This window comes from Pedobacter sp. W3I1 (genome assembly GCF_030816015.1).
GTDB lineage: Bacteria > Bacteroidota > Bacteroidia > Sphingobacteriales > Sphingobacteriaceae > Pedobacter.
In genome coordinates, this window is record NZ_JAUSXN010000001.1 from 1,526,466 (window position 1) to 1,540,141 (window position 13,676).

General features: G+C 39.1%; 13 protein-coding genes. 3 read left to right on the top strand and 10 right to left on the bottom strand.

Translation table 11 applies throughout. The features are described 5' to 3' along the window. Nucleotides 1-36: 36 nt before the first annotated feature. Nucleotides 37-1,029: an ABC transporter ATP-binding protein gene (locus QF042_RS06555; RefSeq protein WP_307526491.1), complete on the top strand. Its 993-nt coding sequence runs from the start codon at nucleotides 37-39 to the stop codon at nucleotides 1,027-1,029. A gap of 6 nt (nucleotides 1,030-1,035) precedes the next feature. Here the strand turns inward: QF042_RS06555 and QF042_RS06560 are convergent, their stop codons facing one another. Then, nucleotides 1,036-1,446 (bottom strand): hypothetical protein, encoded by a 411-nt coding sequence (locus QF042_RS06560; RefSeq protein WP_307526493.1) that lies wholly within the window; start codon nucleotides 1,444-1,446, stop codon nucleotides 1,036-1,038. Nucleotides 1,447-1,582: 136 nt separating this feature from the next. Here QF042_RS06560 and QF042_RS06565 point away from each other — a divergent pair, with 136 nt between their 5' ends. Together QF042_RS06565 and QF042_RS06570 are read left to right on the top strand one after the other, a co-directional pair. Then, nucleotides 1,583-2,143 carry a DUF4230 domain-containing protein gene (locus tag QF042_RS06565; RefSeq protein WP_307526495.1) on the top strand — a complete coding sequence of 187 codons (561 nt, stop codon included), beginning with the start codon at nucleotides 1,583-1,585 and terminating at the stop codon, nucleotides 2,141-2,143. A 309-nt stretch (nucleotides 2,144-2,452) separates the two neighbouring features. Then, nucleotides 2,453-3,475: an IS110 family transposase gene (locus QF042_RS06570; RefSeq protein WP_307525625.1), complete on the top strand. Its 1,023-nt coding sequence runs from the start codon at nucleotides 2,453-2,455 to the stop codon at nucleotides 3,473-3,475. Between the two features lie 170 nt (nucleotides 3,476-3,645). Here the strand turns inward: QF042_RS06570 and QF042_RS06575 are convergent, their stop codons facing one another. From QF042_RS06575 to ilvC, 9 genes are all read right to left on the bottom strand, one after another. Then, entirely contained in the window at nucleotides 3,646-3,996 is a 351-nt protein-coding gene (locus tag QF042_RS06575; RefSeq protein WP_307526497.1) for a cupin domain-containing protein, read from the bottom strand. A 237-nt stretch (nucleotides 3,997-4,233) separates the two neighbouring features. Further along, nucleotides 4,234-5,484 carry a threonine ammonia-lyase IlvA gene (gene ilvA / locus QF042_RS06580; RefSeq protein WP_307526499.1) on the bottom strand — a complete coding sequence of 417 codons (1,251 nt, stop codon included), beginning with the start codon at nucleotides 5,482-5,484 and terminating at the stop codon, nucleotides 4,234-4,236. 267 nt (nucleotides 5,485-5,751) lie between these two features. Then, nucleotides 5,752-6,912, bottom strand: a complete 1,161-nt coding sequence (locus tag QF042_RS06585) for a 2-isopropylmalate synthase (RefSeq protein ID WP_307526501.1) — start codon at nucleotides 6,910-6,912, stop codon at nucleotides 5,752-5,754. Nucleotides 6,913-6,922: 10 nt separating this feature from the next. Continuing rightward, entirely contained in the window at nucleotides 6,923-8,014 is a 1,092-nt protein-coding gene (leuB, locus tag QF042_RS06590) for a 3-isopropylmalate dehydrogenase (RefSeq protein ID WP_147224934.1), read from the bottom strand. Between the two features lie 110 nt (nucleotides 8,015-8,124). After that, nucleotides 8,125-9,594: an ATP-binding cassette domain-containing protein gene (locus tag QF042_RS06595; RefSeq protein ID WP_307526504.1), complete on the bottom strand. Its 1,470-nt coding sequence runs from the start codon at nucleotides 9,592-9,594 to the stop codon at nucleotides 8,125-8,127. Beyond that, nucleotides 9,594-10,178 carry a 3-isopropylmalate dehydratase small subunit gene (gene leuD, locus QF042_RS06600; RefSeq protein WP_307526506.1) on the bottom strand — a complete coding sequence of 195 codons (585 nt, stop codon included), beginning with the start codon at nucleotides 10,176-10,178 and terminating at the stop codon, nucleotides 9,594-9,596. The genes QF042_RS06595 and leuD overlap by 1 nt, the downstream gene beginning before the upstream one ends. A gap of 78 nt (nucleotides 10,179-10,256) precedes the next feature. Then, nucleotides 10,257-10,550, bottom strand: coding sequence for an antibiotic biosynthesis monooxygenase (locus QF042_RS06605; protein WP_307526509.1), 294 nt, complete (start codon nucleotides 10,548-10,550; stop codon nucleotides 10,257-10,259). Nucleotides 10,551-10,632: 82 nt separating this feature from the next. Beyond that, nucleotides 10,633-12,039 carry a 3-isopropylmalate dehydratase large subunit gene (gene leuC / locus QF042_RS06610; RefSeq protein WP_307526511.1) on the bottom strand — a complete coding sequence of 469 codons (1,407 nt, stop codon included), beginning with the start codon at nucleotides 12,037-12,039 and terminating at the stop codon, nucleotides 10,633-10,635. 103 nt (nucleotides 12,040-12,142) lie between these two features. Continuing rightward, nucleotides 12,143-13,624 carry a ketol-acid reductoisomerase gene (gene ilvC / locus QF042_RS06615; RefSeq protein WP_307526514.1) on the bottom strand — a complete coding sequence of 494 codons (1,482 nt, stop codon included), beginning with the start codon at nucleotides 13,622-13,624 and terminating at the stop codon, nucleotides 12,143-12,145. Nucleotides 13,625-13,676 lie beyond the last annotated feature (52 nt).

The window sequence follows — 13,676 nt, forward strand, 5'->3', positions numbered from 1 at the left end:
TCTTTACACTTTAAGCTTATTCATTATCTTTACCGTGTGAGCAATACCATAATCAGTGTTAAAAATTTAACCAAGCAATATCAGGCAGAGCAGGCCGGTGGCATTAAAAATGTAAGTTTCGAAATTAAAAGAGGCGATATAGTGGCCATTATTGGTGAGAGCGGGAGCGGAAAATCGACCTTACTAAAATCTATTTACGGGCTGTTAAAAACCGATGAAGGTGAAATCTTTTTCGAAGATCAAAAGGTTAAAGGCCCTGATGAACAACTCATCCCAGGCCACAAACAGATGAAAATGGTTACGCAGGATTTTTCGTTAAACATTTATGCAAAGGTTTACGATAATATTGCTTCACAGCTATCGAATACTGACCTTAAAACCAAAGCCGGAAAAACGCTTCAGATTATGGAGCACCTCCGGATTTTACCGCTTCAGAATAAGAAAATTATCGAGCTGAGTGGGGGAGAGCAGCAGCGCGTGGCCATAGCCAAAGCAATGGTTGCCGATACACAGGTTTTGCTTTTAGATGAACCTTTTAGCCAGGTTGATGCCTTACTTAAAAACCAGCTACGGGCTGATATTAAACGAGTAGCTTCAGAAACCGGTGTTACCGTAATTTTGGTTTCTCACGATCCGGCAGACGGTTTATTCCTGGCCGATCAATTACTGATATTGAAAAATGGCGAGCTCTTACAAACGGGAAAACCTTCAGAAATTTATCAGCACCCAAAACATATTTATACGGCCCAGATTTTAGGTAATGCTGTAGTTTTATCGAAAGCTGATGCAGAAAAAATTGGCTTAAAAACAGAAAAGAATTCAGTTGTATTTTATCCCGAATGGGCTGAAATAAACAATAACTGGAGCAGCAGGCGTTTTGAAGTAAAAGATGTTTACTACAAAGGTTTTTACGACGAACTGCTTTTAGAAAGAAATGGCGTTAATATTCGTGCATTACAACTGAATAGGGGAGAGCATAAAAAAAACGACCACGTTCAATTGAACATTAGTCGTTTCTTGGAGTTTTAAAAGTTATTACAAATCGTTTCCAACAAGAACTATTTTCACCCTCACTGTCGATGTTGGTTTTATTGGAGTTGTTGCCTGGTAATCTGAGCTTTGTACATCGATAGACACACCACCTTTGTATACCTCGAAGCTATAGGCATCTACATTATAAACAAATGGTAGTGCGATATAACTAGCGCCGTTGTTGTAAGAAATGTAAACTAAAGTTCCTTCATTATCAATGTGATACTGATCTATTTCTGGAACAGAAATATCTGCAGAGAATGTTTTTCCGTCATTACTTAAAACCCATGCGTTAGTCGAGATATCTTTAACTACAGTTAAAATAGTATTGCCTGGTTGAACAATGGTGTCTTTTTTGCACGAAGCCAGACCTAGTGTGGCAATGCAAAGCATTAAGATGGTAAATTTTTTCATGTTGATTAGTTTTTATTTGTGTGTGTGATGATCGTATTACAAATCTATTGCCAAAAAAATATAATTAGCGATTTATGGATTAATTATTGTGCAACAGATTAAATACACAAATGTTGGCACCTTATTTTTTTAAAATATGAAGCTCTTTTTTCGCCTCTTACCCTGGTTAATTTTAATCATAGCAGGATACTTATTTATCTCCAAAAAGTTTAGTATCAATACCTCTGTGGAGAGCAAACATCAGCTTTTGGTAGAGAAAATTGAGGCTATTGGTAAACTAGAGCTGGTGAGGTACCAGATCAGCGATGTTTTAGAACACAAAAATAAAACAGATTTTTTGCCCGAAGCCAGCGTGTTATTGATTGTTAAGGCGGAAGCAGTAGGTTGTATCGACTTAACTAAAATTACCCGCGAAGATATTGATATTGATGCGGATACAGCTGTAGTAAATTTGCCACAGCCCGAAATATGTTATGTAAAAATCGATCATAAAAGCTCCCGTGTTTATGATACGAAGATGGCTTTCTTCCGAGAGGCCGGTTTGGTAGATGAAGCGTATAAAGCAGCCGAAAGACAGGTAACCGCTGAAGTTAAAAAATCGAGTATTTTAATCCAAACCAAAACCAATGCTACAACGGTACTTAAACCAATTATTGAAGGATTGGGCTATAAGAATGTGAGGTTTACCTTTAATTGAGGTTTAAGGTGTAAGGTTTGGGGTATAAGGTTCAAGCGAAGATACCCTGAACGGTCGTCCTTTAGATTTGTTTTGATATTTTATTTAAGGATAATAACTATTTACTTTGCTTAAATTATAAATCAGATTACCTAAAACGGTAGCGGCACATTAAAAGTTCGTCAAGGTTTTTATACCTATGAGATGATGCAATCCGCTACCGTTTTTTCCCTTAGTGACCAGATAACAATTAGGGCAATACCCATTATTAAGGACTAGGATCGATGGGGTAAAAATTAGGTAACCACTACAAACATAAAAAATAACAGGATGATTGGCACTACAAAATTTTTTATCGGGATTGATGTTTCCAAACCTTACTTCGATGTTGCATTGATGGCCGTTGTGAACCATGTAAAACAGGAGATAGCAACCGCACGGTTTGACAACACAGCACCAGGGATAAAGCTATTTGAGAAGTGGTTGAAATCGCAGAAAACCACGTTCAATGAGGACTCCTTGATTGTCATAGAAAATACCGGGATCTATCACCGTTTAATATGGACTTTCTGCAGCAACAGAAATCTGCCCATCCATATTGGCAATGCAGCCCATATCAAATGGAGCTTTGGGATAGCAAGAGGTAAAAATGATAAAATAGACAGCATACGTTTATGCAACTATGCATTTAAGGAAGCGGATGATCTAAAGGCGACAGCTGCCCTGGATCCCGAACTGATGCTCCTGAAAGATCTGATATCAGCTCGGACAAAGCTGCTCAAACAAAGGTCTGGCATTAGCGTTTCGGTAAAAGAACTTGGTAATGTCAATGGTAAAGAACATCAGAAACTGATTGAAAAAGCACTTAAAAATGCAATTGAGGGTATAGCCAAATCAATCAAGAACCTCGAAGATCAGATCAAAAAAATCATTACAGGAAACCAGGATTTCAAGCAGAACTACAAATTATTGCTCAGTATCCCTGGGATAGGGCATGTTACAGCAGTATACCTGATTGGCTGCACGGGAAATTTTGCAGGGCGGCCCAGCGGAAAAGAACTGGCCTGTTATGCAGGGGTTGCTCCATTTGAACACAGCAGTGGTATAAGTATCAAAGGTAAATCCAAGGTACACCGGATGGCCAATAAAGAGCTTAAAAGATTGCTGCATATGTGTGCATTATCTCTAATTCAACACAATCAGGAATTCAAGACATATTACAATAGAAAAAAGGATGAAGGGAAGCACAGCATGAGCATAATTAATGCCGTTAGAAACAAGATAGCATTAAGAGTTGCTGCAGTTATAAAAAATCAAGCTAGCTATAAAAATAATTATAATATAGCTGCTTAAAATTTGTTTTTATCATAACAATCATCTCGACTGAAGCGCAGTGGAACGGAAAGATCTAAGTCAAAAATGCTCTCTAGATAGGTTTCTCGACTGCGTTGCACTCCGCTCGAAATGACGGCATTTATTATATGCACCCAAACTTCCGACTTCCCCTACTCCTGACCTCGGTCTTATTTTAAAAAATCTTCCCGATGCGGATTAAAAACATCAATCAGTAATCCGGCTTCTAAGCAAACCACACCATGAAATACATTGGTTGGAGCAAAGAACACATCCCCCTCATTTAATACCTTTTTATCATCGCCCATGCTAACTTCAAAACTTCCTTTTGCTACATAACTCATTTGCAAATGGGGATGATTGTGAATGGTACCGATGGCGTCTTTTTCAAATGCGACTTTAACCAACATCAGTTGGTCATCGTAAGCCATAATTTTGCGTTTCACACCAGCGCCTAAATCTTCCCAATCGATATCGCTATCCGAAATTAATGCTTTGTTGCTTAAGTCTTTGAAATTCATTTTTCTCTATTAAGATGTGTCATGTTGAGCTTGTCGAAACACTGTGATTGTCCTTCGGCAGGCTCAGGATGACAAATTACTAAAATCAGTCGTCATTTCGACTGAAGCTAACCAATTTATCATTGGTAGCGAAACGGAGAAATCTTTCTCTTAGCATTTAATTAAACAACTTAACAGATTTCTCGACTTCGCTGCGCTCCGCTCGAAATGACGGACATAGCTTTACAGTTAAAATTCTTAAACCAAATACTCAAACAAAGTTTGGTCCTGGTTCAGCTCGATTATCTCGAATTTAAAATCTTTCATGCGTTGCAATAAACTTCCGTAATCGTTTTTATTAGAAAGTTCGATGCCAACCAATGCAGGCCCATTTTCTTTATTCGTTTTTTTAATAAACTCGAAACGGGTAATATCGTCCTGTGGACCTAAAACCTCATTTACAAATAATTTTAAAGCACCTGGCCTTTGTGGGAAACGTACAATGAAATAATGTTTCAAGCCTTCAAAAAGCAAAGATTTCTCTTTAATCTCCTGCATGCGCTCAATATCGTTATTTCCACCACTAACAATGCAAACCACTGTTTTACCAGCAATCTGATCTCTCAGTTGATCTAACGCAGCTACAGAGAGTGCTCCGGCAGGTTCAACAACAATGGCATCTTCGTTATACAATTTTAATATAGTTGTGCATATTTTTCCTTCAGGGATCAAATGCATCTGATCCAGCAGTTCTTTGCAATATTCGTAAGTAATATGGCCGATTCTTTTTACAGCTGCACCATCTACAAAACGGTCTATCTCCTCTAAGGTAAAGGGTCCGCCATATTCCATCGCCGTAACCATTGATGGTGCACCTAGCGGCTCAACACCTACCAATTTTACCTCAGGTTTAACGGTTTTCATGTAAGCGCTCACGCCCGATGCCAAACCACCACCACCTACAGGCATTACAATAATATCCAGATCAGGCAGATCTTCATAAATTTCTACACCAACCGTTGCCTGTCCTTCAATTACTTTTTCATCATCAAAAGGCGGAATAAAAGTAGCCGATTTTTCGGCACTGTAGGCTAGGGCTTCTTTTAAACAATCATCAAAAGTATCGCCAACTAAAACTACTTCAACATTGTCACCACCAAACATGTAGGTTTGTTTAACCTTTTGTTTTGGTGTAATCTCTGGCATGAAAATAACGCCCTTGATACCAAGTTTTTTGCAAGAATACGCTACACCTTGTGCATGGTTACCAGCGCTTGCGCAAACTACACCATTAGTTAATGCATCTTGTGGCAACGAACTAATTTTATTGTAGGCACCACGTAATTTATATGAGCGTACAATCTGCAGGTCTTCTCTTTTTAAGTAAATATTGGCATTGTAATGCGCAGAAAGCCCTGCGTTAAACTCCAAAGGCGTACGTTTTACTACGCCCTTTAATCGTTGCGATGCAGATTGAAAATCTAATGTATTCGGTGTTGTAGTATTCATTGTTGTAGTATCAAGTATCAAGACTGATATTCTCTTATGTTTTTTTGTAAAGCAGGGTTTGGCATTCCATCGGAGGTAGCTGTCCTGCTTTACATTTTATTCCGCTGCGCTTCATGCTCATTCCAATCAGGTTTAGGTGGGTTAGGTTTGTTGGATCAAACTTAAATCCTCCCTCTGCCCTCCCGAAAAGTCGGGATAAACTCTCCAAAGGGGGACACCCCTCAGAGTTTTTAAGGCAATTCGCTGATTGCTTTAACCTTTCAGCTTTTATGCCAAATGCAATGCAACCAATTGGTTTAAATCATAGTCGTTAATGCCTTGTTTGCTATCGGCTAAAACCAAAAACTGTTTGTAAACAATATCTAAATGATCTTTTTCCAATTTATGGCCTAAACGGTCTAAATGGTGTTTTAAGGCATGGCGGCCACTTCTTGCAGTTAATACAATTGTAGCATCAGGGAAACCAACATCTTCTGGCTTAATGATTTCATAGTTCTCGCGGTTTTTTAAGAAACCATCCTGGTGAATACCTGAACTGTGCGAGAATGCGTTTCCACCGACAATTGCTTTATTTGGTTGTACCGGCATATTCATCTGGTTTCTCACCATGTGGCTCATTTCATAGAAACGGGTAGCATCAATCTGGGTGTTTAAGCCTAAAATCTTGTGCGTTTTCAAAATCATGACGACTTCTTCCATAGAGGTATTGCCTGCACGCTCTCCGATACCGTTAATGGTGCATTCTACCTGGCGGGCACCATTCTGCAAGCCTGCGATAGAATTCGCTGTAGCCAAGCCTAAATCGTTGTGGCAATGCACGGAGATAATGGCTTTATCAATATTTTTTACGTTTTCTTTTAAGTAAAGAATTTTCGAGCCGTATTGGTCTGGTAAGCAATAACCGTTGGTATCCGGAATGTTTACTACAGTTGCACCAGCAGCAATTACCGCTTCAACCATTTTGGCTAAAAATTCAATATCGGCACGGCCGGCATCTTCTGCATAAAACTCAACGTCTTCCACAAATTTTTTCGAATACCTTACCGCTTCAACAGCACGTTCTAAAATTTCTTCGCGGGTACTGTTAAATTTATGTTTAATGTGGAAATCGGATGAACCGATACCTGTATGGATACGCGGTCTTTTTGCATAACGCAAAGCATCTGCAGCAACATCGATATCGTTTTTATTTGCACGGGTTAAAGCGCAGATAATCGGGTTAGTTACTGCTTTTGATAATTCAATTACACTGTTAAAATCTCCTGGACTAGATACCGGGAAACCTGCTTCAATCACATCAACACCTAAAAGCTCAAGTGATTTAGCGATTTCTACTTTTTGGTTTGTATCTAACTGGCAGCCTGGAACCTGCTCCCCGTCACGCAATGTCGTGTCGAAAATATAAACTTTGTTCGGGTCGTGAATCATAATCTTAAGTTTAGGATGTGATTAATTTTTGGGATAAGAATTTAAGTACCAATTTGCCCATTTCGGCTGTGCCTAAAACTTTAAATCGGTTTGTATTTTGGTCGGCAATATCATGTGTTCTAAAGCCTTCTTTCAATACCTGGTCGATGGTATCAACCAATAGTTTGGCTTCTTCTTTTAGTCCGAAACCAATTTCTAACATTAATGCTGCTGATAGGATAGAAGCTAATGGATTAGCTAAATCTTTACCTGCAATATCGTGAGCAGAACCGTGGATGGGTTCAAAGAAACCTGTGCTTTCTCCAACAGATGCAGAAGCCAGCATACCCATTGAGCCTGCAATTTGTGAAGCCTCATCTGTCAAAATATCTCCAAATAAATTGGCCGTTAAAACCACGTCGAATTTTTTAGGGTTTTTGATCAACTGCATGGCAGCATTATCGATAAACATATGCTCAGTTTCTACGTCAGGATATTGTTTTGCTATTTCCTGAACGGTTTCGCGCCACAGGCGGGAACTTTCCAAAACATTTGCTTTATCTACTGAACATAATCTTTTGTTACGTTGTTGCGCAGCCTGGTAGGCTTTATGTGCAATGCGTTCTACTTCATAACGGTGATAAATCATCAGGTCTGAAGCGGTATTGCGATCTTCAGAACGTGTTTTTTCGCCAAAATACACATCACCAGTTAATTCGCGGAAGAACAAAATATCGGTTCCTCTTAAAATTTCCGGTTTGATACTCGATGCCTGAAGAAGTTCGTCAAATAGTAATATAGGGCGGAGATTGGCAAATAAACCCAGTTCCTTACGGATTTTCAGCAGGCCTTGTTCTGGTCTAACTTTTAAACTTGGGTCGTTATCATATTTGGCATGGCCAATTGCTCCAAAAAGGATAGCATCACTTTGTCTTGCTTTTTCTAAAGTTTCGTCTGGCAAAGGCTCACCAGTAACTTCAATAGCCGCATGGCCCATTAAAGCCTCTTCAAACACAAATTCATGGCCAAAAATTTCGGCAATTTTTTCTAATGCTGCTTTTCCCCAAGTGGTAACTTCGGGTCCAATACCGTCTCCAGGTATTACTAAAATGTTCTTCTTCATTATTGACTCCTCTTTTGCTTTGCAATTTGCTTATTGGTTGCCACGGAGGCACAGAAATCACAGAAAAATTTTGTTTCCGTGCTCACCGTATTTCCGTGGCTAAGCTTGCATCAGCTTAATATTTCTACGTTTAAACTTTCGACGACTTTTACCTCGCCTTTTTCTAACAATATTCTTTTTTGCAGGCAGGTTGGCAACTGCGATTCAAAATGGCCAACATAAATTAAGGTCATCCCATTGCTGCACAATTCATCAACCAATTGGTTAAAATGTTTTGTTTGCTGCTGGTCTAAACCCTGGCAGGGTTCATCCAGAATTAATAATTCCGGATTTTTTATAATTGTCCGCGCTAACAATACCAATCGCTGTTTACCGAGTGGAAGTGCGGTTAATAATTCATTTTTACTAGCTGTTAACCCAAAATATTCAATTAGCTCATCAACTTGTGCGCTCTTAGTATAAGGCAACTGTTGAAACAAACCTACGGTATCGTAAAAGCCCGAGGCAATGCTCTGCCAAACGGTAGCAGTAGCATCGAAATACCAGTGAAACTCGGGTGATATTAAACCAATGTGTTGCTTAATATCCCATATACTTTCGCCACTTCCACGCCTGTTGCCAAACAAATAAAGCTCGTTGGCGTAAGATTGGGGGTGATCGCCATTGATTAAACTCAATAAAGTGGATTTTCCAGAGCCATTTGGGCCTTGTAAGAGCCATTTTTCGCCAGCTTTAACTTCCCAGTTGATATTTTTTAGCACCTGTTTTTCGCCATAGCTGATGTTGACATCAACCATTTTTACGATGTCAGTTGATGAATAAATTGGCGACTCCTTTAAAAAAGCAGGGATTTTCTTTTTGTGTATTTCAGGTGAAAGATCACCAATTTCTCTTGAAAATGATGTTACGATCTGCCCATCTATAATCTCTGCAAAACAATCGATGCTTGCAGGGAATTCTAAGTCGTTACAGATTAAAATTAATTGTACACCTTCTGCTATAATCTGATCTAAAAGTGTATTCAGGTTTTTACGTGATGCTGCATCCAAACCAGTATAAGGCTGATCGATAATTAACAATTGGGGTTTTAACCATAAGGCTTTAACCAACTGCAGTTTTTTATGTTCGCCGCTTGATAATTCGATTAGTTGTGAACTGGCAAAAGTAGCTAAGCCCAGCGCTTCTAAAATCGGTTCAACCTCATTGAAATGAAGTCCTTTTTCTTTGCCATAAACCACCAGTTCTGCATGTACTGTCAAAGTATCATTGGCTTGTAAACTGGTGTAGCGTTGCTGGTAATAAAAATTTGCAACACCTTCGAGGTTTTTAAACTGATACCAACTTTCAACAAATAAAACTTCGGCTGGTAATTTACTTTGGCCGTCGTAATTGATTTCAATACTTCCCTGTGAGGGGATTAAACCTGCAATGGCTTTAGCCAAAGAAGTTTTTCCGCTGCCACTTTCACCCCATAAAACCCAGTTTTGACAAACATTTACTTCCCAATACAAATCCTTTAGCACCGCTTTATTGCGATAACTTAAGTTTAGGTTTTGTATGTAGACAAATGGTTTAAGCATTATTTTGCTTGTTCAAATTCTGCGATTAATTCTTTTTGGGCTAAGATGAAATCGATATCATCATAACCATTGATCAAACACGATTTTTTGTAAGGATTGATCTCAAATGATTCCTGAGCACCAGTTTCTACAATGGTAACCGTTTGATTTTCTAAATCAACTTCTAAGGCCGATTTCGGATTGTTGTCAACCGCTTTGAAGATCTGCGCCAAAAACTCATCACTTACCTGGATGGGTAATAAACCATTGTTCAAAGCATTTCCTTTAAAAATATCGGCAAAGAAACTGCTAATTACTGCATCAAAACCGGCATCCTGAATGGCCCATGCAGCATGCTCGCGACTACTGCCACAACCAAAGTTTTTCCCTGCTACTAAAATCTGACCGCTGTAGGTAGGGTTGTTCATCACGAAATCTGCTTTGGGCTGGTTATCGTTTTCATAACGCCAATCGCGGAACAAATTTTCGCCAAAACCCTCGCGGGTAGTCGCTTTCAGAAACCTCGCAGGGATAATCTGGTCGGTATCGATGTTCTCTATGTTTAAAGGCACTACTGCCGATGTTAATTTTGTGAATTTTTTCATTTTTTAATGATGATTACACAGATTTAAATGATTTCACCGATTGCGGCGATTTCATTGATTTAATATTTATAATAACCTTCAGCCTTCTACCTTAGTAAAGTGTTCAACTGTAGGAAAAGGATCATAAAAGTGATGTAATAACTTTTTCCAATCCTGGTATGCTGCTGATCCTCTGAAACCTTCGGTATGTGCCTCCAGTGTTTTCCAGTTTACCAGCAGGATATATTTGTTTTCTACTTCTATACACTTCTGAAGCTGATGCGAAATGTAACCTTCCATTGTAGAAATGATTTTTTGTGCTTCGCTAAAAGCTTTTTCAAAATCGGCCGCTAACCCGGCTTTTACATTTAATATGGCAACTTCTAAAATCATATATTTTAAAGTTGTCATTCTAAGGAACGAAGAATCTCTCTCTTGGCTTGCAGATGCTTCCTTCGTCAGCATGACAGTTATCTTAAACCCTTTCCAAAAAATCCCTTACGTCGGTAATTTTTCCTGTTACGGCTGCTGCTGCTGCGGTAAGTGGACTGGCCAATAAGGTACGTGCATTTTGTCCTTGTCTGCCTTCAAAGTTCCGGTTTGATGTAGATACACAATATTTCCCTGCCGGGATTTTATCTTCGTTCATTCCTAAACAGGCACTGCAACCAGGCTCGCGCAACTGAAAACCAGCGGCTTCGAAAATTTTATCCAAGCCTTCGCTTTTAGCCTGTTGTTCTACCTGTTTCGATCCCGGTACAATCCAAACGGTAACGTTATCTGCTTTGCGTTTATCTTTAACAAAATCAGCAACTTCGCGTAAATCTTCGATGCGAGAGTTGGTACAGCTTCCGATGAAAACATAATCAACCGGTTTTCCGATCAAAGATGAATCGTCATCAAAACCCATATAATCCAATGCTTTTTGGTAAGAAAGTTTTTCTTTTTCTGGTTGTGCACCAGTTGCTGGAATATGTTCCTGGATACCCATTCCCATTCCAGGGTTTGTACCATAGGTAATCATTGGGGCGATGTCTGCTGCATCGAAAGTTAAAATGCTATCGAATTTCGCATCAGCATCGCTATATAATGTTTTCCAATAAGCTAAAGCTTTATCCCACTCTTCGCCGACAGGAGCAAACTCTCTTCCTTTAATATAATCGAAAGTGGTTTGATCTGGTGCAATTAATCCACCACGCGCACCCATTTCTATACTCATATTACAAATCGTCATACGTGCTTCCATACTTAAAGCCTCGATTGCCGAACCTGCATATTCTATAAAATAACCTGTACCGCCAGCGGCAGAGATTTTAGCAATAATGTATAAGATAATGTCTTTTGCACCAACACCTTTTCCAAGTTCGCCGTTTACCTCAATTTTCATGGTTTTAGGTTTCGACTGCAATAAACATTGCGTTGCAAAAACCTGCTCTACCTGCGAAGTACCGATACCAAATGCTATGGCACCAAAGGCGCCATGAGTAGAGGTATGGCTATCGCCGCAAACCATTGTTTTGCCAGGTAAGGTAATACCCAATTCAGGGCCGATAACATGCACAATACCCTGAAAAGGATGGCCTAAATCATATAATTCTACCCCGAATTCTGCACAGTTTTTCGTTAGCATATCAACCTGATAGCGCGAAAGCTCCTCTTTAATAGGCAACAATTGATTTAACGTAGGTACATTATGATCGGCAGTTGCTACAGTCTGCTTCGGACGAAAAACAGGTAAGCCTCTTTTGCGCAAACCATCAAATGCCTGCGGAGAGGTTACCTCGTGTATTAAGTGTGTATCAATGTATAAAATATCAGGAAATCCTTCTTCACTTTTTACAACGTGAGCATCCCAAATTTTTTCTACTAATGTTTTTGACATTTTTTTATTATTTAATGTTTGTCAGTCTGAGCTTGTCGAAGACTTTTTCGTTATAGAAACAAAAGAATTCCTTCGACAGGCTCAGGATGACATTCTTTTGTTTCTATGCTGTTTTAATCGCTTTCATTGCAGTCATTGCCTTACGCAAAGTAGCACCAATTTGTTCTACCTGGTGAGAGCGAATAGCTTCGTTAATATCGATTAATTGTCTGTTGTCAACAGCGCCATCTTTACCTTCGTTGAAGTTTTTGCCAACTAAATCAGTATCTACTTTTTTCATGAAACCACCTAAAAGTGGTTTACAAGCCTGATCGAATAAGTAGCAACCATATTCAGCAGTATCAGAAATTACGCGGTTCATTTCGAATAATTTCTTACGTGCAATGGTATTCGCAATAAGTGGTGTTTCGTGTAACGATTCGTAATAAGCCGATTCTGGTTTAATACCTGCCTGTACCATGGTTTCGAAAGCCAATTCAACACCAGCACGAACAAAAGCAACCATTAAAGTATAGTTATCGAAGTATTCTTGCTCACCGATTTTAACATCACCAGCAGGCGTTTTTTCGAAAGCAGTTTCACCGGTTTCAGCTCTCCATTTTAATAAGTTTTTATCACCATTTGCCCAATCTTCCATCATGGTACGGCTAAATTCGCCGCTCATAATGTCATCCTGGTGTTTTTGGAATAATGGACGCATAATGTCTTTCAATTCTTCCGAAATTTCGAAAGCTTTGATTTTAGCTACATTGCTTAATCTGTCCATCATGGCCGTAATACCACCTTGTTTTAAGGCTTCGGTAATTACTTCAACACCATATTGAACCAATTTAGAAGCATAGCCTGCATCGATTCCTTTTTCTACCATTTTATCGAAAGATAGGATAGAACCTGTTTGCAATAAGCCACAAAGGATGGTTTGCTCGCCCATTAAATCAGATTTCACCTCAGCAACGAACGATGATTTTAATACACCAGCTCTGTGACCACCAGTACCAGCGCAGTATGCTTTTGCCTGTGCCAATCCTTTACCTTGCGGATCGTTTTCAGGGTGGACTGCAATTAAGGTAGGAACACCAAAACCACGAACATATTCTGCTCTAACCTCGCTACCCGGGCATTTAGGTGCAACCATAATCACGGTTAAATCTTTACGGATCTGCATGCCTTCTTCTACGATATTGAAACCGTGAGAATATAATAAAGTAGCACCTTCTTTCATTAAAGGCATAATTGCATTTACAACAGCGGTATGTTGTTTATCAGGAGTAAGGTTAATTACTACATCTGCATTCGGAATCAATTCTTCGTAAGTGCCAACTGTAAAATTGTTTTCAGTTGCATTTTTCCACGAATCGCGTTTGCCTTCAATTGCTTCCTTACGTAAAGTGTAGCTTACATCTAAACCACTATCTCTTAAATTTAAACCTTGGTTTAAGCCTTGTGCGCCACAACCTACGATTACCAGCTTTTTGCCTTTTAATGCGCTTACGCCATCTAAAAATTCAGAACTGTCCATGAAGTCGCAAACACCTAATTGGTTTAATTTTTCTCTAAGAGGTAATGTGTTAAAATAATTTGCCATTGTTTTTTATTGGTTAATTTTCTAATACCAAGGATTTAAGGATTATAGGATT